The sequence below is a fragment of the Nitrococcus sp. genome (genome assembly GCF_059432795.1).
In genome coordinates this window covers 17,022-38,651 of sequence record NZ_JBXWZQ010000065.1, presented here as the reverse complement: position 1 = coordinate 38,651, position 21,630 = coordinate 17,022, and the positions used below count along the sequence as shown (strand labels likewise).

Genomic DNA, 21,630 nt, shown 5'->3' with positions numbered 1-21,630 from the left:
ATATATATGCTGAGTTCATTTGCATAAGGTGTACCTCATGACCCGGCAACTGCGGATTTTGGGAGTACGACTTGCCTTCGGGCTCGTTCTCGCTCTTCTCCTGCTGGCGACCGGCCAGGGGGTCGGCGCCACGGAAGGGCGCTATCAGTCGCTCGCGGCGATCCACGAGGCCGTTTTTCAATTCGTGAAGGAGAAATTCCAAGGCCCCGGCGTGGTCGATGAAGTGATCATCGAGCATCTCGATCCGCGTCTTCGTCTCGCGGCGTGCGGTGGCGAGCTTCAACCATTCGTGCCGGAGGGGCAGCTGAACGCCAGTCGTTTGACGGTCGGCGTGCGCTGTTCCGCTCCGAAACCGTGGCGGCTGTACGTTCCCGTTAGGGTCACACGACATATCGAGGTGTTGGTCGCCTCGCGCCCGCTACCCCGGGGTGTGGCCTTGACCGAGGATGCGATCCGCTACGCGCCACGCGATCCGGCCGATTTGTCCGGCGCGTGGTATACGCAACCGAAGCAGTTGCTCGGTTTGGAGACTCGTCGGGCGATCCGTGCCGGCGAGGTGCTCTCGCCGCAACTCGTGACGTCGGCGCGCCTCATCCGTCGCGGCCAGGAGCTGATACTGTTCGCGACCACGGGCGCGATGACCGTGACGATGAAGGGAAAAGCGCTGGAGGATGGCGTCGAGGGTGATATCGTGCGGGTGCGTAACCTTTCCTCCAACCGTATCGTGGAAGGTCGGGTGATTGACGCCGACAAGGTGCAGGTCAGCCTATAGGTGGTGTGCTATCCTCCGTTGGATTAAAGTTTTCGTCGTTGCGGTCGATTGCTAAGCCAAGGGGTATCAAAGCCCCCGGGTTTCACTGCCGTAACGGCCCAGGCCAACGGAATTGAGGGAGTTTGCGCGATGACTAGCCCCATCGAGAACAGACCGCATGTCGTGCGGTCCCAGGTTGCGGGCCAGAACCGGGCCCACGACGCCAGGGCCGAATCGCTAGGCTCGTCGGCGGAGGCGCATTCTGCCAAGCGTTTGGACGCCAGCCTGCAATCCGATCGGCTACAGGCCGTGAGCGATGCGCTGGAGCGCACACCCGAGATCGATTCGAAACGAGTGGCGGACATTCGTGAGCGGATTGCCCGCGGCGAGTATCCGCTGAATGTCGAGCGAATTGCGGAACGATTCACAGCATTAGAGAAATTGCTAGATGGCTGACGGGATCAACATGGCGGCGACGGCGCGGATTCGCCATTCCATTGAGGATGCGATGGCAGCGCTTGAACAGCTCGCGCAGCTGCTGGCGGATGAATGCCGCCTGCTGGGGCACCGAGCCCCACCCGAGCAAATGGAGCGTTTGGCGAGGGACAAGCGCGACGTCGTGGCAGCGCTCGAGCAAATCGACGTCGCTCGCCAGCACACCTTGCGTGAGGCGGGGTGTGACTCGCCCATGCAGGGGATGAAGCAATTCTTGCAGCTGGCTCAGGCCCCGGAGCTGGCGGCTTTGTGGCAGGGTTTTCTGGCAAAGCTTCGCGAGGTGCGTGCGCTCAACGAAGCCAACGGGCTGGCGATCCGACGGAGCCAAGCGCTCGTGGGTGCCGAGCTCAAGGTGCTGCGGGGAGAGTCTCCGGAGGCGGGCGGGGCGCTGTACGATGCTGCCGGAGGGTGCGGCTACGCCGCTCGCGGCCGAATCATTTCGAGCGCATAGGCAACGCCATTTTACTGGCCGGCTCTTGGTGAAAGGCGCCTCGACGCGGGCGAATTTCGGCCTGATTATTACGGCTGCCGTTTACCGACGCGCGGCTTCGTCCAGCGGCAGCATGGCTTCGGCGGTAGGGGATGGTGGAGCCAGGCGGGATCGAACCGCCGACCTCTTGCATGCCATGCAAGCGCTCTCCCAGCTGAGCTATGGCCCCAAAATATAAAGCAAAAGTTTAGGGTTGCGTCGATTGTGTGTCAAGCACTGGGCCCGCGCCACCCAGGTTTCCTCGGATCCAGGCCTCGGCCGTCTCGATGCGATGCAGGGTGTTTTCACGGCCGAGCAGCGCCAAGGTTACGTCAATCGGCGGCGAGACCGGACCACCACAGACCGCTATTCGTAGCGGCTGTGCTACCGCGCCGAGCTTGAGGCCGGCGGCTTGCGCGACGGCTGTAACCGCGTCGTGCAAACGCTCTGCTGTCCAATCTTGTAGGGCGGCGAGCTCTGCACGCACCCGCGCGAACAGCCCCGGCGTCTCGGCAGTGAACACCTTGCGCACCGCCTTGGGGTCGTAGTCGGGCGGATCGCGATAGAAGAAAAGACTTTGGTCGGCCATCTCCACCAGCGTCTTGCTGCGCTGCGCCTGGCAGCTCACGATTTCCTCGATGGGTGGCCCCTCGGCTGGATCAACGCCACGCACGCCCAGATGCCAGCTCAGATGGCGTCCTACATAGGCCGGATCGGAGTTCATCAGGTAGTGTTGGTTCAGCCAGAGAAGCTTCGGCCGGTTGAGGCTGGCCGACGATTGGTTGATATCTTCGATGTCGAAGCGCTCCACCATCTCGTCGATCGTGAAGATCTCCTGATCGCCATGAGACCAGCCGAGGCGGGCCAGGTAGTTCAGCACGGCCTCTGGCAGAAACCCCTCATCGCGGTACTCCATGACGCTGGTAGCGCCGGTGCGCTTGGAGAGTTTTTTGCCGCTCTCATCGAGAATCATCGGCACGTGGGCATACACCGGTGGTGAGACGCCGAGCGCCTTGAGTATGTTGACCTGCCGGGCTGCGTTGTTGAGGTGGTCGTCGCCGCGGATGACATGGGTGATGGCCATATCCATATCATCGATCACCACGACGAAGTTGTATGTGGGAGTGCCGTCGGCGCGGGCGATGATCAGATCATCGAGCTCGCGATTGCGGAATACGACCCGTCCACGGATACGGTCATCGACGATCGTGTCCCCCTCCTCTGGGGTCTTGAAACGGACGACCGGGGGTTCGCTGGCCTTGGCCGGGGGGGCGTCAAGCATCCGACAGCGTCTGTCGTAGCGCGGTTTTTCTTTGCGTGCCAACTGCTCGGCACGTAATAGTTCGAGGCGCTCGCGCGAGCAGTAGCAGCGATAGGCGCTGTCCTGCTCAAGCAAGGTCTCGACCATCTCGCGATACCGCTCGAAGCGCTCGGTCTGATAAAACGGCCCCTCGTCGTAGTCCAGTCCCAGCCACGCCATGCCTTCGAGAATGGTGTTGATCGCCTCGCGTGTTGATCGTTCCCGATCGGTGTCCTCGATACGGAGAACGAAACGTCCGCCGTGGCGGCGAGCGTATAGCCAGCTAAATAACGCTGTGCGCGCACCGCCGATATGCAGGTACCCGGTGGGGCTCGGGGCAAAGCGGGTCTTCACGATCATTTCGGGTCCTTCGAGGACAGGGTTTGCCAAGCGCGGCCAGGGAGACCGTGAGTATTTCAAAACATATTAGTTTATCAGTTCGCCCGAACAGTGCGGAAGCAACTGGGCGCGGCGCGTTTGACAAGTGTCGCGAGGCCGCCATAGACTGCGATTGCTCATGGGCGGCTAGCTCAGCGGGAGAGCACTGCCTTCACACGGCAGGGGTCGCTGGTTCAATCCCAGCGCCGCCCACCAGAAAAACAAGGGGTTAGGCCAAAAGCCTAGCCCTTTTTTATTGTCGGGTAGCGCCATGTCCGGCGCAGGAGCTCCAGCATGACCGGCAGATCTCGGTTTGAGCGGGGCATTGCCGTTGCCCCTCGCAATAGTCATGGGTGCCGACGCGCATTTGCTGCGGATCTGATGAGGTCTAGGAGTTGGTAGGCGTTACCATTATGGCAACGCCGCCTGGAGCGGGGTAAGCTATCTGCCGTGCATGCGCCGAGCCATAGGGTTTGCCGCTTTGCCCGCTAGCACGACCCTTGTCGCGTGTTTCAGACCCAAGCTCAACTCAGCTCGCGCCGCGCGTACAATCGCTGGCGAACGGCGCGGCGGCCATCGGGCAGTGACACCTCGCCGTGCTCATAGGCATAGACGGTCAATACGCCACATACGGTTTCGAGGAGTTCGCCCGGTTCGAGCAGAAAGGCCGGATTGGTCGGCTTGCCGAGGCGTTCCTGCCCACGCGCGAAAGTGTCATAGAGCAGCACGCCGCCGGCCTCGAGGGAGGTGAGGATGTGAGGCAGGATGGGGCGCCAGAGATAGTTGGTCACCACGACACCGCTGAAGCGCCGGTCGGCTAACGGCCACGGATCATGTTCGAGATCGGCTTCGAGCGCTTCGAGTCGCGAATGCTCATGCAGATCGGCAATGCCGCTGAGATCGATATCGATCGCCGTGACAGGATGACCCCGCTCGAGAAAGAGGCGAGTATGCCGACCGCCGCCACAAGCGAGATCGAGCACGCGCCCCTGTGGCGGTATTTGTGAAGCGAAGCGCGCTATCCACGGCTCCGGTGTGGCGGTATGGCCAATTGGCTTGTGCACAGGCACCTCTTGGTCGACATTCGGAATGTTACGGCCGCTATGTCATCGCAAAACCGGCGAGGACTCAACTTTACTGCCGCGCGCCTTTGGCTGTCAGCCTCGACGCATGCGTCGGTCTCGAGAATATGGGTATCGACCGGTCACGCTCTCGGCTCAGACAATCATGGTTAGTGTCAGCGGCGGACTCGACAATCCTACCGTCTCAGAGATCCCCTTCGAAGATTGGGTACGAGGTCTTCCGCGCGAGTTCGATCAGCGGGAAATAAACCGACTTCGCCTTGCCTGGGATTGCCTTCGAACAGCCTGTACGGCGCAGCCCGAGGACTCGGCGCAGGTTTGTTTTCAGCAGGCCGTGGCGAGCGCCTCGGTACTCGTCGGGCTGGATCTCGATACTGACACGGTCATCGCCGGGCTACTCAATGATCTGCCCCGGCTCGGCGCGGAGTGCGCAGCCCTGGTGTCCGAGTTTGGTGAAACGGTTCCGAGCCTGATCGACGGCGCTGCGCAGGTCGGCGGTATCACTGACCTGCACCGGCCGGCCGAGAAGAAAAGCGCTGGCCAGATCGAGGCGTTGCGCCAGATGATTCTGGCCATGGCCCGAGACATGCGCGTGGTGTTCATCGCGCTTGCGCGACGCTTGGTCGCCCTCCGCACGCTGCAACAATGGCCGCTGAGTGTCCAAAAACAGGTGGCACGGCAGACGCTCGCGCTGCATGCCCCGCTGGCCAATCGCCTCGGTATCCTGCAGCTCAAGTGGGAGTTGGAGGATTTGAGCTTACGGGTGCTGGAGCCCGATAGCTACCAGCGTATTGCGCGCCTGCTCGTCGACAGACGTGAGGATCGCGAGCGCGCCCTCGGCGCGCTACAACGAGGCGTTTCCGAGGCACTGCAGCGGGGCGGCATCGATGCGCAGGTGACCGGCCGGGCAAAGCATATCTACAGCATCTACCAGAAGATGCGCCGAAAAGGCCTCGATTTTCACGAGTTGCTCGATATCCGCGCCATTCGCGTGCTGGTTGATACGGTTCCGGAGTGTTATGCGGCGCTCGCCGTGATTCACAGCCTTTGGCAACCCATTCCTCACGAGTACGACGATTACATCGTTACCCCCAAGGCGAACGATTATCAGTCCCTGCATACGGCCGTGGTGGGGCCGGAAGGCAAGAATCTCGAGGTCCAGATCCGGACTTGGGAAATGCACCGCCGCGCGGAGCTTGGGGCGGCCGCGCATTGGCGCTATAAAGAGGGCGGCCGTCGGGATGCGGAATTCGATGATCGGGTGGCCTGGCTGCGAGAGCTGCTCCGGTGGGCGCGCGAAGAGGTGCGCGAATATGCCCCGATGGAGCGCTACCAGGCCGAGTTGTTCGAGCATCGTATTTATGTCCTCACGCCGCGCGGAGATGTTCTCGATCTCGCGCGAGGCGTAACGCCACTGGATTTCGCCTACCGTATCCATACGCAGGTCGGCCATCGCTGCCGCGGCGCGAAGGTCAACGGCAAGATGGTGCCACTGACTTATACGTTGCAGACCGGCGATCGGGTGGAGATATTGACCGCTCGCCGGGCGCAGCCCAGTCGCGACTGGCTTAATCCCAAATTGGGTTATCTAAAGAGCGCGCATGCCCGGCATCGCGTTCGGCGGTGGTTGCGGCTTCGTGATTACGACCGCAACGTTGCTGACGGCCGCGTCCTGTTGGAGCGCGAACTGCGCCGCCTCGGCGGCGCGCGCTCGGTGAGTCTGGAGAGTTTGGCGCAGCGCTCGCGTTTTCTCGGAGCAGAAGAGTTCCTGGCGGCTGTCGGCCGTGGCGATGTCACGGGCGGGCAGATCGCGGGGCTGTTGCATGAGCACGGTCAAGGCGAGCAGGCGAAGCGTCGTCCGGAGTCCGCGTCGCAGAAGATCAGTCGATCAGGCCGGGAAGGGTCCGAGGCGATCCTCATTGATGGCGTGGGGAACCTGCTTACCCGACTGGCGAGATGCTGCCGGCCCGCCGCGGGCGATGCGATCGTAGGCTACATCACCGGCAACCGCGGTATCTCGGTGCATCGGCGGAATTGCGCCAACCTGTCGCGTCTCGATACGCCGGGGAAGGAGCGGCTCATTGAGGCGGTCTGGGGCACGTTAACTCGACCAGCGTAAGCCACCGCCTATGGCGGTGTGACTAACAGAGGCTCTGCCGTTCCGTCGTGCGTTGAGGTAGATGACCTCCTTCCAAGCGAGAGAAGCGGAAGGAGGTCATCATGCGAGACTGGACGAGCCAGTCCCACGTGAGATGGTACTGCAAATACCACGTAGTGTTTGTGCCGAAGTATCGGAGAAAGGCGCTCTACGGGAGTCTGCGCCGGGAGATTGGACGGGTGTTCCGGGAGCTCTGCGAGCGGCAAGGAGTGGAGCTGGTTGAGGGCCATGCGATGGCGGATCACATCCATCTGTGCTTGAGCATTCCGCCGAAGTACAGCGTGGCGAACACGGTGGGGTTTCTGAAGGGCAAGTCGGCGATCCGGATTCACCGCGCGTATTTGGGGCGGCGAAAGGGGTTCACGGGAATGCACTTTTGGGCGCGCGGTTACTGTGTGAGCACGGTGGGACTGGATGAGCAGGTGATCAGGGCATACATCCGCAATCAGGAAGCCGAGGAGAAGCGGCAAGAGGAGTTGCGGCTGGAGGGCCTTTAGGCCCTTTCATCGGAGTACAGGCCCCCTCCGGGGGCCTTCACCAAACCACCCGCTCTGCGGGTGGTACCTGATTTGCGTCCCGGATTTAGCGGTTCAGCGTCGGGTAGCCCTCGACGTATACCCAGTCCGAGTCCTTGGCGGGAACGTGGCAGCCCTTGCAGGTCTGGGAGAAGCTCTCGGAAACGTTGGTCGTCGTGTCCTCTGGCTTGAACAAGGCCCAACCCCAGCCTTTGCCCCAGTGCGGACCATCGAAGCGGTTCCGGGTGTCTTTGACCATCATGAACCAGACCGCGGGCTCGGTCGCCCATTGGGCCTGGCCGGTCGTCATCTTGGCGGCGCCGACTTTACGAATCTCCTTTATCAGCACCGTTCCGTCCGGAAATTTGCCGCTCTCGCGATAGCCCTCGGCCGCCTGCGGCTGCGTATACACATCGTGGAATCCATGGCCCGGGGCTTTCGGGTCGGCGACGACCCAGGAGCCGAGATGGGTCCACGAAAGACGGAAGCCTTCGGGCAGACGGATCTTGCCGTTCGCGTCCACGTACTGCCCAAAGGTTTGCTCGGCAAGGTTCGCTGCCTGAGTCGTGGTGATTACCGTGAACGCGAGGCCGGCGCTGAGCAGGAAAGTCAATAGCCTGTTCATGGTGTCTCCTTTCATTCTTTGTACGAGTCGAGGCGGTCGGCATCCGGCAGTTTCATGCTCGATGCGTTCCTCCTCGGGCAGTCAGCCGCTAGCGGCTGGGAGGCTTATTGGCCTGCTGCGCATAGTGGACGATAAGCCAATACGTTTGGTATCTTTAAGTACATAATTATATTCCTATCGTATCGTTATGGTAGATCGGCTTGCCTCGCTATTACGGCGCTTCGAGTTGCGCGCCAGGGTATTCAACAGTGGACCGCTGTGTTCCTCTCATACCTTCGATGCCGTGGACGGTGTCGGGCATATACATGTGTTGTTGCGAGGGGCAATGCACGTGGAGACGGTGGGTGAGCCGTCCTTCGACATAGACGCGCCGTCGCTGCTTTTCTACATGCGGCCCATCACCCACAGACTCGTGCCTTCCCGGTCCCACGGTGCCGAGACGGTCTGCGGTTCCATCGATTTCGGTGCAGGCGCGGAGAACCCGCTTGCCCAGGCACTGCCGCGCCTGCTGGTTATTCCGCTTGCCGAGCTGGAGATGCTCTCGCGCACGATCGAGCTGCTCTTCGAGGAGGCTTTCGCGAGTCGCTGCGGGCGCCAAGCCGTCCTCGATCGGCTGTGTGAGCTTATGGCGATCCAATTGCTGCGTTACCTCATGGACCGCGAGCAAGTGGACGTCGGCCTGCTCTCAGGACTCGCCGACCGGCGCTTGGCCAAGGCGCTGAACGCGATACACGACGATCCGGCAAGCCATTGGACACTCGAGCGGATGGCCGAACGGGCCGGGATGTCACGGGCGCGCTTTGCGGCACGTTTTCGCACCACCGTTGGTATGACGCCGGGAGACTATCTTGCCCGTTGGCGGCTTGGGTTGGCGCAGGCGCTGTTGAGGGGCGGCAAACCGGTAACGGTGGTCGCGCACGAGGTCGGCTACAGCGGCCCCGCGGCCCTGGCTCGTGCGTTCAAGGCCCGCTTTGATGCCTCGCCGCTGGATTGGCTGCAGCAAGCCCGGGCGGTGGCCTCGCGGGACGACGCCCGGGAGCCGTCCCGCGCTTAGCGCAAGGCTCGCCCTCGCCGCAGGCCGCGGTTCCCCAGGGCATCCCCGAGCCTCGCCATACGCCCGCTCCGCGCCACGCGGCAATGCCCCTATATCACTCTCGCAACGGTTGGGGTCGTAAATCTTAAAACGCGACTCAAGTCTCATTCCGTGAAGACGCTAAATACCTGTAATGCTTTTTCTCCACGAGGCAGCGCGGCAGCGCTTATCTCCACGACACCAACAATCAGAAAGCGTTTTGGTCTTTATCCACGGAATGGGGAACAGGGATGAAAGGGGAGAGGATCGGGCATCACCGTCTCAGGCACGACGGCACCGGAGGTGAGCTTTTCGTCATTGTTATCGTCAACGTGCTGTTGAAGATAATTACCTTGGGTCTCTATCACTTCTGGGCCAAGACCCGCGTGCGACGCTACCTTTGGACGCAGACCGGACTCGATGGCGAGCGCTTCGAGTACACCGGGACCGGCGGTGAGCTGCTGGTGGGTTTGCTCAAAGCGATCGGGTTGTACGTCCTCGCGCTGATCGTATTCATGGCCGTCAGTGCCGTGGCGACGACGTTGCTGGGGCCGTCAGGCAGCGCGCTCGCCACGGCCACATTCGCGCTAGCCATCGCCTTTGCCGCCGGTGCCGCGCGTTACGCGAGCCGCCGCTACCTTCTGTCACGCACCCGCTACCGCGGTATCCGCCTTGGCCTGCAAGGCTCGGCCTGGTGTTATGGTGCGCTCGCTTTCGGCTACATGCTGCTTGCCGCCGTGACACTGGGGCTTGCCACGCCCTGGGCGCGCATGGCTTTAAAGCGCTATGTCTATCGCCATCAGCGTTTCGGCAGCCTGGCCTTTGAGTTCGACGGCCACGGCGACGATCTTTTCAAGGTCTTTGCGCTGTGTTTGCTATTTGCCATTCCCACCCTGGGACTGAGCTTGCTTTGGTATGCCGCGGCGGAGGCGCGCTACGTCGCCTCCCGGCTGCGGCTCGGTCCGGTGCGTTTTGTGCTCAACGTCTCCGGCGTTGAGCTGATCGGCCTCGTGCTGGTGAACCTGCTGCTGCTCGTGGTGACGCTGGGAGTGGCGCTGCCGTGGGTAACGGTGCGCACCGTGCGGTTTTTCACCACACGCGCGCAGGTGGTCGGCGAGCCGAACTACGAGGCCGTCGTGCAGGCCGAGTCGGCGGCGGACGCTACCGGAGAAGGCTTCGCGGACGCCTTCAACCTCGGCATGGCATGAATCGCGACATCGAGGGCTGGTGGTGCGATGGCCGCAGCGGCGCCCGCCGGCGTGTGCGTCTGGCACGCGGCGGCGGGCAGTTGCGGCTGCTGGGGTTGGAATCCGCAGCGGAAATCGCTCGTCTCGGGTTCGCGGGTCTGCGTCTCACCGAGGAGGTTTATCGCGGCCAACCCATCCGGCTTGCGCACCCTGACTGGCCGGACGCCATCCTGACGGTTGAGGACCATCGGCTCGTCGAATGGCTCGATGCCGACGCGCCCCGCGTTCGGCGGCGCTATCTTGCTCGCCACGCCACCGGCCGGCGAATTGCCTTATGGGGCGGGGCGCTGCTGATCGTGATCGCCGTGCTTACACTGGTGGTGCCTCGGCTCATGGGTCTGCTCGCGCCCGCCGTGCCGGTGACCTGGGCGGAACGCCTGGGGCGGGCGACCGTTGCAGAGCTTGCCGGCACCCGGAGGAGCTGCCGCGATCCGCGGGCGCAAGCCGCCTTGGACGACCTTGTCGGGCGGCTCTCGGCAGGGGCCGACTCGCCTTACCGATTCACCGTGCGGGTTTTGCACTCGCCGGTCGTTAATGCGGCTGCGACGGCCGGCGGTCATATCATCATCTTCTCCGGAATTCTCGAGGCGATGCAGACGCCCGAGGAACTGGCCGCGGTTCTCGCTCACGAAATCGCTCATGGAATCGAGCGTCACCCCCTGAAGGCGATGCTCCGCCACATGGGCTATCGGCTGATGCTCGGGCGCTTGAGCGGGGATGCCGGCATCGGTGCGGATCTGGTCTCCGAAGCCGCACAGCTTACGCTCGAGAGGCGCCACAGTCGGGAGGCTGAAGCGGCAGCGGATTATGGTGCCATGGTGCTGCTGGAACGCGCGGGCATCGATTCGCGGGGCGCCGCGCCGCTGTTGCGGCGCCTGGCGGAGCGAACGCAACGCACCGCCGCCGCGCCGCTCGCAACTCATCCCGCTTGGAGCGAGCGCATCGCCGCGGCCGAGGCCAGGCAGCTTCCAGGGGCACCCGCGCTCACGGGCTCTGCCTGGCAGGCGGTCAAGGGGGTGTGCGGAGACTGAATCAAACCACTCGTCATCGGCGTCATTTCTCACTGCGTTGCCTTGGGGTTCATTGCACGTATTGTCTCGCCATGAAACAATGCGAATAATTATCAATCATAATGCTTTTATCGATACGCCGGCCGAGAGACAGCTTCGTGACGAACGCGGAATCGGACCAATTGGACGTTGTGCGGGCGCTTTACGAAGAGCACCACAGTTGGCTGTTCGGCTGGTTGCGCAGGAAGCTCGATTGCCCCGAAAATGCCGCCGACCTCGCGCAGGATACGTTTACGCGCGTCCTGATGAAGCGGGAGTCGCTTCATTTCAGACAAGCCAAGGCGCTCCTGATCACCATCGGCAGAGGCCTGGTGGTGGATCATTTCCGCCGGGCGCGGCTGGAGCAGGCCTACCGTGAGGCTCTGGCGAGTCTACCCGAGCCGGAAGTGCCCTCGCCCGAGACCCGCGTGCTGTTGCTGGAGATGCTCGCGGAAGTGGATCGCCTGCTCCACGCGCTGCCCATCAAAGTGCGGCGCGCCTTTTTGCTCTCGCAGATCGACGGTTTGAGCTATGCTCAGATCGCCGCCGAACTGGGGGTTTCCGTGAGCTCCGTTCAGCAATACATGATCCGCGCCTTCCGCAGCTGCTATGCCGCGCGCTACGCCCCATAAATCGATGTCAGGCGATGCGACGGCGCCGGATGGCATAACGCCTGGCGCCGCGGCGGTCGAGCAGGCCATTGCCTGGATGGTCCGGCTGCAATCGGGCGCCGCCGAGGCGGCCGATGTGGAGGCCTGGCAGCGCTGGCGGGCCGAGCACCCCGATCATCAGCGCGCCTGGGCGAGACTCAAGGCATTGAGCGAGGGACTGCAATCGCTGCCATCCGGCCTGGCTCATGCAACTTTGGAGGCCGAGGTCGAGCGGGCGGGCGGCATTAGCCGTCGCAGCGTCTGTAAATCCATCGCCTTTCTCGTCGCTACCGGAACGTTGGGTTTTGCCGGCCGTAAAACGCCATTGTGGCAGCGGCTCGTGGCCGACTACAGCACGGGCGTCGGCGAGCGGCGCCAGGCGCGGCTCGCCGATGGCAGCCGCGTGCATCTCAATACCGATACCGCCTTCGATGCAGCGTTCGGTGCCAGCGAGCGTCTCCTGCATCTGCGCCGGGGGGAGGTCCTTATCACCACCGCCCCTGACCCGCGGCTGACGGCGCGGCCGTTCATCGCGCATACCGCCCACGGTCGCATGCGGGCGCTCGGTACGCGCTTTCTGGTCCATGAGCAGGGCGAGCACACCTTGGTGAGCGTCTACCGTGGTGCCGTGGAGGTGAATGCGCAAGACTCGAGTCTCAAGGTGCGGGTGCCCGCGGGGCACCGGGTCCGTTTCGACCGCGAGCGGATTGGCCGGCTGCAGGCCGCCGATCCCGATCGGGCCGCCTGGACCGAGGGTGTTCTCATCGCCAAGCGTATGACCTTGGCTGTACTGTGTCGGGAGTTGCGGCGGTATCGGTTCGGCTTTCTCGGCTGCGACGAACGCGCCGCCGCGCTCAAGATATCCGGCGTCTTTCCTCTCGAAGACACCGACCGCATCCTGGCGGCGCTGGAGCAGAGTCTGCCGGTGAGGGTGCAATGGCATACGCGCTATTGGGTCACGGTGCATCATCGGTGATACGAAAGCTCGAATATTGAGCTCGGCCTGCAGGTTTTCGCGCCTCGTTCGGTTTGAAAGGTAGGCATCGACCCTTCATCCCGAAAATCGAGGACTCAAAAATGGCTGAGCGTCCGAGCGCACCCCCTGGCCGGACCGAATCCCGGCGCCGCAATGCCATAGCGCGGCTTCGTTGCACCACCCTCTTACCGTTGCCCATGACGCTGTACGCTGCCTTGTTTGCGCTCACGCCGCTTGCCGGGCTCGCCACCGCGCCGGTGGCGCAAGCGCAGAAGGGAGGGCTCGCAGAGACGCGCCAGAGCTATCACATTCCCCCCGGACGCCTCGGCGATGCGCTCAACCAATTTGCCCGCGAAGCCGGGCTCCTGCTCTCCTTCGCGCCGGAGCTGGTGGAGGGGAAGTCGACGGCCGGGCTGGCGGGAACCTATTCGGTACGGGAGGGCCTTACCCGGCTGCTCGCGGGCAGTGGACTGAACTACCGTTTCACCGCGGCCGATTCGGTGGCGCTGGAGCGCACGCCGATGCGCCAAGGGAAAGGACCGGCTCGGCTGGGACCGATCACCGTCACCGGCGAGAAGACCGTGCGGAGACTGCAGGATACTGCTTCCAGCGTCAGTGTCATGACCGACGAGGACATCGAGGAAACGCCGGGAGCCACAACATTCCGGGATATCGCGCGGCAGCTTCCCAACGTTCAGGAGCTGGGAACGGGCAATTTTGCACCCACCATCCGCGGCGTGGACAGCACGGGCCCGGCGAACGGCGTGTTCGCCTTCCTCGCGGGCAGCCGTCCCCGGGTGACGATACAGCAGGACGGTCGGCCGCTTACCTTCAACGAGCTCATTTACGGCCGCAGCGGCCTATGGGATGTCGACCGGGTCGAGGTTTTCCGTGGGCCGCAGACCACGCTGCAGGGACGCAACTCGATCGCCGGGGCCATCGTGATCGATACCAAGGATCCGACCTTCGAGTACGAGCTGGGTGGCCGGGCGTTTCTTGCCAATTACGATACCCGCCAGTTCTCCGGTGTTCTCTCCGGGCCGCTTATCGAGGACCAGCTCGCCTTCCGTTTGTCCGTCGACCGGCGTGATCATGAATCTTTCGTCGACCTCACGCAGTCTTCCTTCGTCAACAACCCGAAAGAAGAGGAGGGCACCAATGTCCGCGCAAAATTGCTGTTACTGCCCAATGCGCTGCCCAAACTGACCGCGAAGCTGACCTTCAACCACACGGCCACGCGGCGGCCCCAGACGGAACTCGTTAGCCGGCCTTTCCGCAACAGGGAGCTCGACAATTCTACCCCGGGTTTTTTTCCGATCTTCGAGAACAAGGCCAACAGCGGCATCCTGAACCTGGACTATGCGCTTACCCCCGATATCGAAGTGCGCAATACGACAACTTATAGCAAGATCGCTGTCGCGCGTCTCACGGATCCGGGCAGTGGGATCGTCGACATCGATGCGGACCAGTTCACCAACGAGCTTCTTCTCGAGTACGGCGCGCCCGGCCAGCGACTGCACGGCATCCTCGGCTCGTATTACTTTACCGCGGACAGTGACGAGGAGATCGACATCGGCGGGGGCGTCTTCGATGACCAGACCGAGACCATTGCGTTTTTCGGCGAGGGGACGATCACGTTCTTTGACAAACTGGACCTCACCTTCGGCGCCCGCTACGAGCGGGAATCGCGCGAGCGTTTCGGCAGCGCGGGGGCCTTCAATGTCAATTTGGACAAGACATTCAGTGCGTTTCTGCCCAAGTTCAGCCTCGCGTATCGCCCAGATGACTGGCTTACCTACGGCGTGAGCGTACAGCGTGGCTGGAACGCCGGGGGCGCCGGTATTGCCTTCGTTCCGCCCTTTCCCTCGTTTACTTATGACGATGAGTCGGTGTGGAACTACGAGTTGTTCTTTCGCTCGAGCTGGCTTGATGATCGACTCACGATCAATGGCAACCTCTTCTACGCGGACTACGAGGATCAGCAACGCCTTGGCTTTCTCATTCCGGACAACCCGAACAGCGGAGTCATCCGCAACGCTGACTCGACCGAGAGCTACGGCGCGGAGCTGACCGCGACCTTTCTGCCGGTCCGCAGCCTGGAGCTTTTCGGCTCGCTTGGCCTGCTTCAGACGGAAATCAAGAAGTTTTCGGCCTCGGTTGAGGATTTGACCGGCAAGGAATTCGCCCGCGCACCGGATATGACATTGTCCTTCGGCGCTCGCTACCACCATGCCAGCGGGCTGTCCGCCGGCTTCAACGGCCGTTATGTAGGCGGTTACTTTTCCCGGGACACGAACGACCGCCCGGGCAAAGTCGATCCCTATTTTCTGTTGAACGCGCAAGTCGGCTATGAGATCAGAAATGTCCGGTTTTTTGCGTTCGCCACCAATCTGCTGAACAACAACTACAAGCTGTTGCAGTTTTCCGAGAACGCCCAGTTGGTCGATCCGAGAGAATTCGGCGGCGGTTTGGAGGTCAAGTTCTGATGGCCGCGCCCAGACGAATACGCAGCGCACTGCGTTGGATTCACCGCTGGCTCGGTCTGACTGTGGGTCTGATACTCGTGGCCATTGCCTTGAGCGGGAGTCTGCTGCTGTTTCAGCCGCAATACTTCGAGTGGGCGCACGGTCACATGATTCCGGATGATCTCGCTGAGCAGCCGGGCTCCATCGATGCCTGGGTCGAGAAGGCGCGTGCCGCGGCGCCCGGGCTGGGTGAGCCGGTCGCCATCTGGCGCCCGCACGTCAGCCATAACGTCAGCGATGCCGGGATGTTGATTTTCGCCGGGCTCGAACCCGGCGGCCTCGGCAACATGGGCCTCCTCGGGGTGTTGGTCGCGCCAGCCACGGGCGATGTGCTGGGTACGTTCGAGGTCGATCACTCGCCCGCCTATGCGCCCATCTTCTTCCATCGCGACCTTTGGGCCGGCGCGACGGGGCGCGCATTGACCGGGGTGGTGGCGCTGACCAGCCTGATCGCGCTTTCGCTGGGTCTTTATTTATGGTGGCCGCGGCGCACTCGACTCTGGCGCAAGCTCTCGCCCTCGCCATGGCGGGCGACCTTTTTTCATGCCGTGCGGCTGCATGACTGGCTTGGCATCTGGACATTGCTGGCGTTGTTGGTGTTGATCGTGAGCGGCCTGTACCTGGCTCAACCGGGTTGGGTCGAGCCGGCGCTGGCGCTGCTGCCCGATACGCCTGAGGAGCGCGCGATCCGCGACGGGCCCTGCGGTCCGGCGATCGGCTTCGATGCCGCCCTCGCGCGCGCCCGCGAACTCGTGCCGAACAGCACCTGGACGGCGATTTATTCGCACGAGGAAGCGGGGCGAGGTTGGGAGATCGCGCTGAAAGCCGGTGACGGGCAAGGCGATGTGCGGGTTCTCGCCGATCTACGATGCGCGAGGCTCACCCTGTTCGAGACCGACGAAAGCCGCTCAGTCCGCGAAACCACCGAGCTGTGGCTTGTCGGCCTTCACGAAGGAACCGCGTTTGGCCGGACGGGCGTGATCGTCGTAACGCTGCTCGGTTGCGCGCCCGTGGTGCTGTATGTCACGGGCACGATCGCCTGGTGGCGTAAACGCAAGGCGCGTCGCTCCGGTTGACGTGTGGCCGCGCTGCAAAAGCGCAAAGCGCCGGCCGGACGCTTGCCTGTGCCGCGACGCTTCACACCGAGCAGGCCAAATCCCGCGGGGATGCTAATATTGATTTGGCCTAGCCCCGGCTGCGGGCGCTTTTTTGAGGTTGGTTAAGGGAAATGCACGTGCAATCGGTTTTACCCCTGACCGCGCTGCTCACGGTTGCCCTGATCGTGGGGTACGGTCCGCTCGGCGTCGCCGCTTCGAGCACCTATACGTCCGTGAGCAGCTCGATGAGCTCGGTCTCCGGTAGCGGCTCGACCGCAGAAGCCACGATCAGTGGTCAAAACGGTCAAATCGTCGTCAACGGCGACCGGATCGAGGTCAAGGACGGTAAGCTCACATGGAACGGCGTGCCTTATGGGAAGGTGAATGAACGGGCGGTCGTCAAATACACGGTGAACGGCGGGGAGAAGAAATTGTTCGTCGATGGGGTTGAACGCAAGGCGCGTTGACGAGATGTGTTCGGCGCGTGGCGTTGACATGCACCGTTGATGGCAGCCCCTTGATCCCTTAGACTTCCTCCGCGCACGCGTTGTGCTGCGCTTCGGACACGGCATGCTGCACTCGTGCGCGGGTGGGGGCCGGTCGTGGCGGGAGGCGCGGAGCGCGGCGCACCCGGCTCGTATTTCGAGGCGCCCCGGCCGCAATCCGCAGAGGCGAATGAGCGATTGCGTGCTTTTGTTTCCGTCCGGATGGGGGATCGGCTGATCGGAAGGTCGGAACGGTGGAGGTTTCTCCCGGGCCGGTCGTTGGCAGGCCGCCTTTGTGTCGGGATGTTCAGCTCGCTGCTGTTCGGCAAGGAGGTTAGCTCGTGAGCGCGGAATCGGCCCGCGGCTCGTGGTCCAATCGCCTGGGGTTCGTTCTCGCCGCCGCGGGATCGGCGATCGGCCTCGGCAACATCTGGAAGTTCCCCTACGTCGCCGGGGAGAACGGCGGCGCGGCGTTCATTCTCATTTATCTCGTTTCTGTTTTTGCGATCTGCCTGCCCATCCTGGTGGCCGAACTGATGATCGGCCGGTCGAGTCGACGCAATCCTATCGGCGCTTTTCAGAGCCTTCGCCCGCGCAGTTTCTGGGTGCTCGGCGGCTGGCTCGGTGTGCTGTCAGGCTTCCTGATTTTGAGCTTTTACGGCGTCGTCGCGGGCTGGACGCTCGACTTCATGTTCCTGAGCGCCTCCGGGCGTTTTTCAGACGTCGGCGGCGACGGAATACGTGCCCTCTTCGATGGCCTCATCGGCAACGCCCCACGGCAGATTATCTGGCAGGCGGTGTTCATGGTCGCGACGACCATTATCGTGGCGGGCGGCATCGCCTCCGGCATCGAGCGCGGTTCGCGTATCATGCTGCCGGCGCTGCTGGTCATGTTGATCGGGCTTGGCGGTTTTTCACTGACGCTGTCGGGAGCGGACGAAGCGGCGGCGTTCCTGCTGACGCCGCGCTGGGGGGAATTCTCGGGCGCGAGCCTGCTGGCGGCGCTGGGGCAGGCGTTCTTCTCTCTCAGCCTCGGCATGGGAGCGATGATCACCTACGGGAGCTATCTGGGGCCACGTGAATCGCTGTCACTTTCCGCCCTCTATGTGGCGTTGGCCGACACCGCCGTCGCGCTTCTCGCGGGGGCGGCGATCTTTCCCATCGTTTTCACCTTCGGGTTCGAGCCGGCGGCCGGGCCGGGTCTCACCTTCCAGACCCTCCCGGTCGCCTTCGCGCAATTGCCGTGGACGGGGGTGCTTGCGTTCACGTTTTTTCTGCTGCTCAGCCTCGCCGCGCTCACCTCGTCGATTTCCCTGCTCGAGGTGGTGGTTGCCTATTTTGTCGATGAGTGGCGCTGGCGGCGCATGACCGCCGCCTGGGTCTGCGGTGGCATGACGTTTCTCGCCGGTATCCCGTGCGCGCTCGATAGCGTCTGGATCGAGCGGCTCGACGGCCTGACCTCGAACTACTTCCTGCCCATCGGCGGCCTGCTGATCGCCTGCTTTGCGGGCTGGGTACTGGTTCATACCGAGCACGAAAGCGAGCTTGGCGCGAATGGCGTAACGCGGGCGTGGCGCTTCATGATTCGCTGGGTGAGCCCCGTGGCGGTGCTCGCCGTCTTCCTCTCACTCGTTTTTGGATGATGACGGCTCGCTGACGCTGCGTTCATCGACGCAGGGCTCGAGAGAGGCTGCGCGAGAATCCTGGCCTGCCGATCGCCTTGGAGTCCCGATCCGCGGGAGCAGGGGGTTCTAGTATCCCGCGGGGTAGATTTTTTCTAGACCGCGGCCAATGCCTTGCGCAACACTTCTTGTTGCGCAGCCGCGAGCGGAATGGTTGCGGCCAGCGTTTGCCCCCGCGGCGACATTTTGTCCCAGGTTTTGCGCACGATGCGCAGTAGCTTATCCTCGCTTTGCGCCGCCGCGAACTCCGAGAAATAATGCTCCAGGAAGACCAGGCAGGCGGTATCCTCCAGGGCCTGCGCATCCGGGTCCGTGAGTCGGCCTTCCTTGCGGATTAACCGGGCGACGTGCTGACAGGTCGCCTCATCGTAGCCCACCTCGCTCAGCAGTTGTGACGCCCGCTCGGCCTGGCGGCGCCCAAGCTCACGGCGCCACGCGAGATAGCCGCGGCGGTCCCTGGGATAATCGTCGCGCGGGATCTGCCAGCGCTGCAGATGCTGGGCACGCGCCGCCAGTTGCAGCGCCTCCGAGGCCTGCGGTGCGACGCGCTCGAGCCACTCGCTCATACGCTCGGCATAAAGCAGCTCATAAGCGATTTCCTTACCGAAGACGCGCTCTCGCCGTGGGTCTTTGGCATGCAGGGTATCGAAACGCTCGATCGCTGTTCGATAACGCGCGCTTGGTTGCGCCACCAGTGCATTCTCCACGTCCATTCGTGTTGGGTCGCCGATGCTTGCTCGCTTTAGGCCCTCGCGTTCAAGAGGCGACTTCTTCCTTGACCCGCCTCTGAAATTCCCCGAGCGCTGCACTTACCTCGACGGGGTAGGCGCGCTCGACGCTTGCTACGGCGCGGAGCGCCTCCGGCAGGCGGCTGATCTGCTCTTGCGCGTAACGGCGCGTGGCCTCGAGCCCGGTGTTTGCTTCGGGCAGGCGTTTGCCCTCACGCATCACGGGGGCGAGCAGGGCTCGACCGGGGAGCGTTTCGCCGCGCCGGGCGATCACATCGCCTCCATCCTGCTTGCCCTCGCTCATGCGGAACACCTGCTTGCGACCGGGCAGCACGGGTTTGCCGGTGGAGAGCTTCAAACGTCCCTTGCCGGCATATTCACAAAGCTTATAGGCGATATCCATATCGGGGGCATCACTCGATACCCCCATGCTGGTGCCCACACCGAAGCCGTCGATGGGCGCGCCTGCCGAGACGAGCGCCTCGACTGCATCTTCGTCGAGGCCGCCGCTGACGAATATCTCTACCTGTTCGAGACCTGCGGCGTCGAGCAGCTGCCGCGCCTGGCGAGAGAGCGCTCCGAGATCGCCGGAATCGAGGCGCACCGCCTTGACCTTGAATTCCTCGCCAAGCTCTTTTGCGAGCTCGATGACCTTGCGCACGCCCGTCAGGGTGTCGTAGGTATCCACCAGCAGCACGGTCTCGGGATAGGTCTGGGTAAAAGCCCGAAAAGCGTGCGCTTCATCCTCATGGGCCTGAATATAGCTGTGGGCCATGGTGCCGGCGACCGGGACGCCGTAGCGCCGTCCGGCCAAAACGTTCGAGGTCGCGGCTACACCACCGATGTAGAACGCCCGCGCGGCCTTGACGGCCGCGTCGATGCCATGCATTCGGCGAGGGCCGAAGTCAACCACGGGTCGCCCCGCCGCGGCGCTCACGACACGCTGCGCCTTGGAGGCAAGCACGGTTTGCATGTGGACCTGATTCATGATGAAGGTCTCGACGACCTGTGCTTGCGGCAGCGGCGCCACGACTTCCAGGATGGGCTCGTTGGCGAAGACGGGCGTGCCTTCCGGAACGGCGTCGACCTCGCCGGTGAAACGGAAATCGCTCAGCCAGTTGAGGAAACGCTCGGAAAATCGGCCGAGCGAGGCGAGATAGGCGATATCCGCGTCCCTGAAGCGCAGGTTCTCCAGGTAATCCAGCACGGTATCGAGCCCGCAGGCCAGCAGGAAATTGCGCCGCTTCGGCAGCCGGCGGACGAAGAGGCTGAAGACCGCGTCCTCAGTCATGCCCTCTTCGATGTATGCCTGCAGCATGGTGAGTTCGTAGAGATCGGTGAAAAGCGCGAACGTCTCCTGACCGATACCCTCGGACGAGTCTTGCATGCGATGACTCGTGCTGTTCGGCGTCATGGGATTTTTTGCCCAGTGGCGGCCACAGAATGAAGCATAGCGCGTAAGTGCCTCGTCGGCTCATTTGCCGCGCCCGCCCTCCGCAGCCTTCGCGTGCCGTATAGCGGGGATGGTGTCATGAATCGCGACCGATGGGCACCACCGTCGAGCCGATACGCGCGCGCAAGCGGCGGCCCGCCCGCCCGTCGCCTTAATTGCAGCGCGGCTCATCAAACAGTTAGCGATGCCCAGCGTATCATCCGCATGCGGCGGATACGAAGCCGATGAAACCATTCACTTTTTGATGAATGTAGCCGCTGAGGGCGATAATTTGTAATTTGAAATGAAATCGCCGTTACCGCGTTCGCGCGGTAACGGCGATCTACGCAACGTATTTTCGCGGCGCTCAAGCCATGCGTTGGTCAGCGTATGTTCCTGAAACACTCATTCGTCCGTTGCGCTGCGTCGCAGGAGGCGCGTGCACTCACCTCGGCGTATGCGACGCTCCCGAGGTAGGCTGCGAAACGCGCCGCAGGAGATCGCCCGTTCCTTGCTCGGGCGCATGACGGGCAATATCGGCCTGGGATACCATGCCGCAGCAGGCGCCGTTTTGGTCCACGACCGGGATGCGGCGGATCTGGTGCTCTGCGAGCACTTTGCAGCAGTCCTCCAGGCTCGCCTCCGCCGTCGTGGTGAAAACGGGGCTCGATATCATGTCGCTCACCGCGGTCTGCGCGTCCTTGCCTTGCGCGACACCCCGGCAGGTTATGTCCCGATCGGTTACGATGCCGATCGGTCGTCGTTGCTCATCGAGCACGGGGATCTCGCCGCAATCATTATCGGCCATGAGCTTGGCCGCTTCCTGCATCGAGGTGCTCGGTGTGCAGCACACCGGGTTTCGGGTCATGATCTCTTGTATCTGCATGGTCCACCCTTCCCTAGTTGCGGCTAGA

Annotated in this window: 20 protein-coding genes and 2 tRNA genes; 15 read left to right on the top strand and 7 right to left on the bottom strand. The window is 62.9% G+C overall.

The window, feature by feature from the left end:
• Positions 1–37: 37 nt before the first annotated feature.
• From flgA to AC52Q4_RS05335, 3 genes are all read left to right on the top strand, one after another.
• Entirely contained in the window at positions 38–772 is a 735-nt protein-coding gene (gene flgA / locus AC52Q4_RS05345; protein WP_495535770.1) for a flagellar basal body P-ring formation chaperone FlgA, read from the top strand.
• Positions 773–901: 129 nt separating this feature from the next.
• Entirely contained in the window at positions 902–1,207 is a 306-nt protein-coding gene (gene flgM / locus AC52Q4_RS05340; protein WP_495535769.1) for a flagellar biosynthesis anti-sigma factor FlgM, read from the top strand.
• On the top strand, positions 1,200–1,697 hold the full coding sequence (locus tag AC52Q4_RS05335; protein WP_495535768.1) for a flagella synthesis protein FlgN: 498 nt from the start codon (positions 1,200–1,202) through the stop codon (positions 1,695–1,697). The genes flgM and AC52Q4_RS05335 overlap by 8 nt, the downstream gene beginning before the upstream one ends.
• A 132-nt stretch (positions 1,698–1,829) precedes the next feature.
• On the opposite strand, the gene AC52Q4_RS05330 is transcribed toward AC52Q4_RS05335, so the two are convergent.
• Together AC52Q4_RS05330 and gltX are read right to left on the bottom strand one after the other, a co-directional pair.
• Positions 1,830–1,905, bottom strand: a tRNA-Ala gene (locus AC52Q4_RS05330).
• 18 nt (positions 1,906–1,923) lie between these two features.
• Positions 1,924–3,375 (bottom strand): glutamate--tRNA ligase, encoded by a 1,452-nt coding sequence (gltX, locus tag AC52Q4_RS05325; RefSeq protein WP_495535767.1) that lies wholly within the window; start codon positions 3,373–3,375, stop codon positions 1,924–1,926.
• 159 nt (positions 3,376–3,534) lie between these two features.
• Between gltX and AC52Q4_RS05320 the strand changes: the two genes are divergently transcribed.
• Positions 3,535–3,609, top strand: a tRNA-Val gene (locus tag AC52Q4_RS05320).
• Positions 3,610–3,917: 308 nt separating this feature from the next.
• Here AC52Q4_RS05320 and AC52Q4_RS05315 read toward each other — a convergent pair.
• The gene (locus AC52Q4_RS05315; protein WP_495535766.1) at positions 3,918–4,457 is read right to left on the bottom strand and encodes a class I SAM-dependent methyltransferase; all 540 of its coding nucleotides are present in this window, start codon (positions 4,455–4,457) and stop codon (positions 3,918–3,920) included.
• 163 nt (positions 4,458–4,620) lie between these two features.
• On the opposite strand from AC52Q4_RS05315, the gene AC52Q4_RS05310 reads away from it, so the two are divergent.
• Positions 4,621–6,594: a RelA/SpoT family protein gene (locus tag AC52Q4_RS05310; protein WP_495535765.1), complete on the top strand. Its 1,974-nt coding sequence runs from the start codon at positions 4,621–4,623 to the stop codon at positions 6,592–6,594.
• 101 nt (positions 6,595–6,695) lie between these two features.
• Positions 6,696–7,130: an IS200/IS605 family transposase gene (gene tnpA / locus AC52Q4_RS05305; RefSeq protein WP_495535764.1), complete on the top strand. Its 435-nt coding sequence runs from the start codon at positions 6,696–6,698 to the stop codon at positions 7,128–7,130.
• 85 nt (positions 7,131–7,215) lie between these two features.
• Here the strand turns inward: tnpA and AC52Q4_RS05300 are convergent, their stop codons facing one another.
• A complete protein-coding gene (locus tag AC52Q4_RS05300) occupies positions 7,216–7,773 on the bottom strand; it encodes a cytochrome P460 family protein (RefSeq protein ID WP_495535763.1) in 558 nt (185 codons plus the stop codon).
• A 187-nt stretch (positions 7,774–7,960) separates the two neighbouring features.
• On the opposite strand from AC52Q4_RS05300, the gene AC52Q4_RS05295 reads away from it, so the two are divergent.
• The 9 genes from AC52Q4_RS05295 (at position 7,961) to AC52Q4_RS05255 (ending at position 18,517) form a co-directional block, all read left to right on the top strand.
• Positions 7,961–8,827: a cupin domain-containing protein gene (locus AC52Q4_RS05295; RefSeq protein ID WP_495535762.1), complete on the top strand. Its 867-nt coding sequence runs from the start codon at positions 7,961–7,963 to the stop codon at positions 8,825–8,827.
• Positions 8,828–9,096: 269 nt separating this feature from the next.
• On the top strand, positions 9,097–10,053 hold the full coding sequence (locus AC52Q4_RS05290) for a YjgN family protein (RefSeq protein ID WP_495535761.1): 957 nt from the start codon (positions 9,097–9,099) through the stop codon (positions 10,051–10,053).
• A complete protein-coding gene (locus tag AC52Q4_RS05285; RefSeq protein ID WP_495535760.1) occupies positions 10,050–11,123 on the top strand; it encodes a M48 family metallopeptidase in 1,074 nt (357 codons plus the stop codon). Before AC52Q4_RS05290 ends, AC52Q4_RS05285 begins: the two co-directional genes overlap by 4 nt.
• A 101-nt stretch (positions 11,124–11,224) precedes the next feature.
• Positions 11,225–11,773 carry a sigma-70 family RNA polymerase sigma factor gene (locus AC52Q4_RS05280; protein WP_495535759.1) on the top strand — a complete coding sequence of 183 codons (549 nt, stop codon included), beginning with the start codon at positions 11,225–11,227 and terminating at the stop codon, positions 11,771–11,773.
• Between the two features lie 4 nt (positions 11,774–11,777).
• Positions 11,778–12,767, top strand: coding sequence for a FecR domain-containing protein (locus tag AC52Q4_RS05275; RefSeq protein ID WP_495535758.1), 990 nt, complete (start codon positions 11,778–11,780; stop codon positions 12,765–12,767).
• Positions 12,768–12,964: 197 nt separating this feature from the next.
• Positions 12,965–15,253 (top strand): TonB-dependent receptor, encoded by a 2,289-nt coding sequence (locus tag AC52Q4_RS05270; protein WP_495535757.1) that lies wholly within the window; start codon positions 12,965–12,967, stop codon positions 15,251–15,253.
• On the top strand, positions 15,253–16,368 hold the full coding sequence (locus tag AC52Q4_RS05265) for a PepSY-associated TM helix domain-containing protein (protein ID WP_495535756.1): 1,116 nt from the start codon (positions 15,253–15,255) through the stop codon (positions 16,366–16,368). Before AC52Q4_RS05270 ends, AC52Q4_RS05265 begins: the two co-directional genes overlap by 1 nt.
• Before the next feature lie 158 nt (positions 16,369–16,526).
• Positions 16,527–16,856 carry a hypothetical protein gene (locus AC52Q4_RS05260; RefSeq protein ID WP_495535755.1) on the top strand — a complete coding sequence of 110 codons (330 nt, stop codon included), beginning with the start codon at positions 16,527–16,529 and terminating at the stop codon, positions 16,854–16,856.
• Between the two features lie 359 nt (positions 16,857–17,215).
• Positions 17,216–18,517, top strand: a complete 1,302-nt coding sequence (locus AC52Q4_RS05255) for a sodium-dependent transporter (RefSeq protein WP_495535754.1) — start codon at positions 17,216–17,218, stop codon at positions 18,515–18,517.
• Positions 18,518–18,651: 134 nt separating this feature from the next.
• On the opposite strand, the gene AC52Q4_RS05250 is transcribed toward AC52Q4_RS05255, so the two are convergent.
• The 3 genes from AC52Q4_RS05250 to AC52Q4_RS05240 form a co-directional block, all read right to left on the bottom strand.
• Positions 18,652–19,269 carry a DUF4202 domain-containing protein gene (locus AC52Q4_RS05250; protein ID WP_495535753.1) on the bottom strand — a complete coding sequence of 206 codons (618 nt, stop codon included), beginning with the start codon at positions 19,267–19,269 and terminating at the stop codon, positions 18,652–18,654.
• Positions 19,270–19,312: 43 nt separating this feature from the next.
• Positions 19,313–20,671, bottom strand: a complete 1,359-nt coding sequence (locus tag AC52Q4_RS05245) for a nicotinate phosphoribosyltransferase (RefSeq protein WP_495535752.1) — start codon at positions 20,669–20,671, stop codon at positions 19,313–19,315.
• Between the two features lie 490 nt (positions 20,672–21,161).
• Positions 21,162–21,602, bottom strand: coding sequence for a CBS domain-containing protein (locus AC52Q4_RS05240; protein ID WP_495535751.1), 441 nt, complete (start codon positions 21,600–21,602; stop codon positions 21,162–21,164).
• Positions 21,603–21,630: the final 28 nt, after the last annotated feature.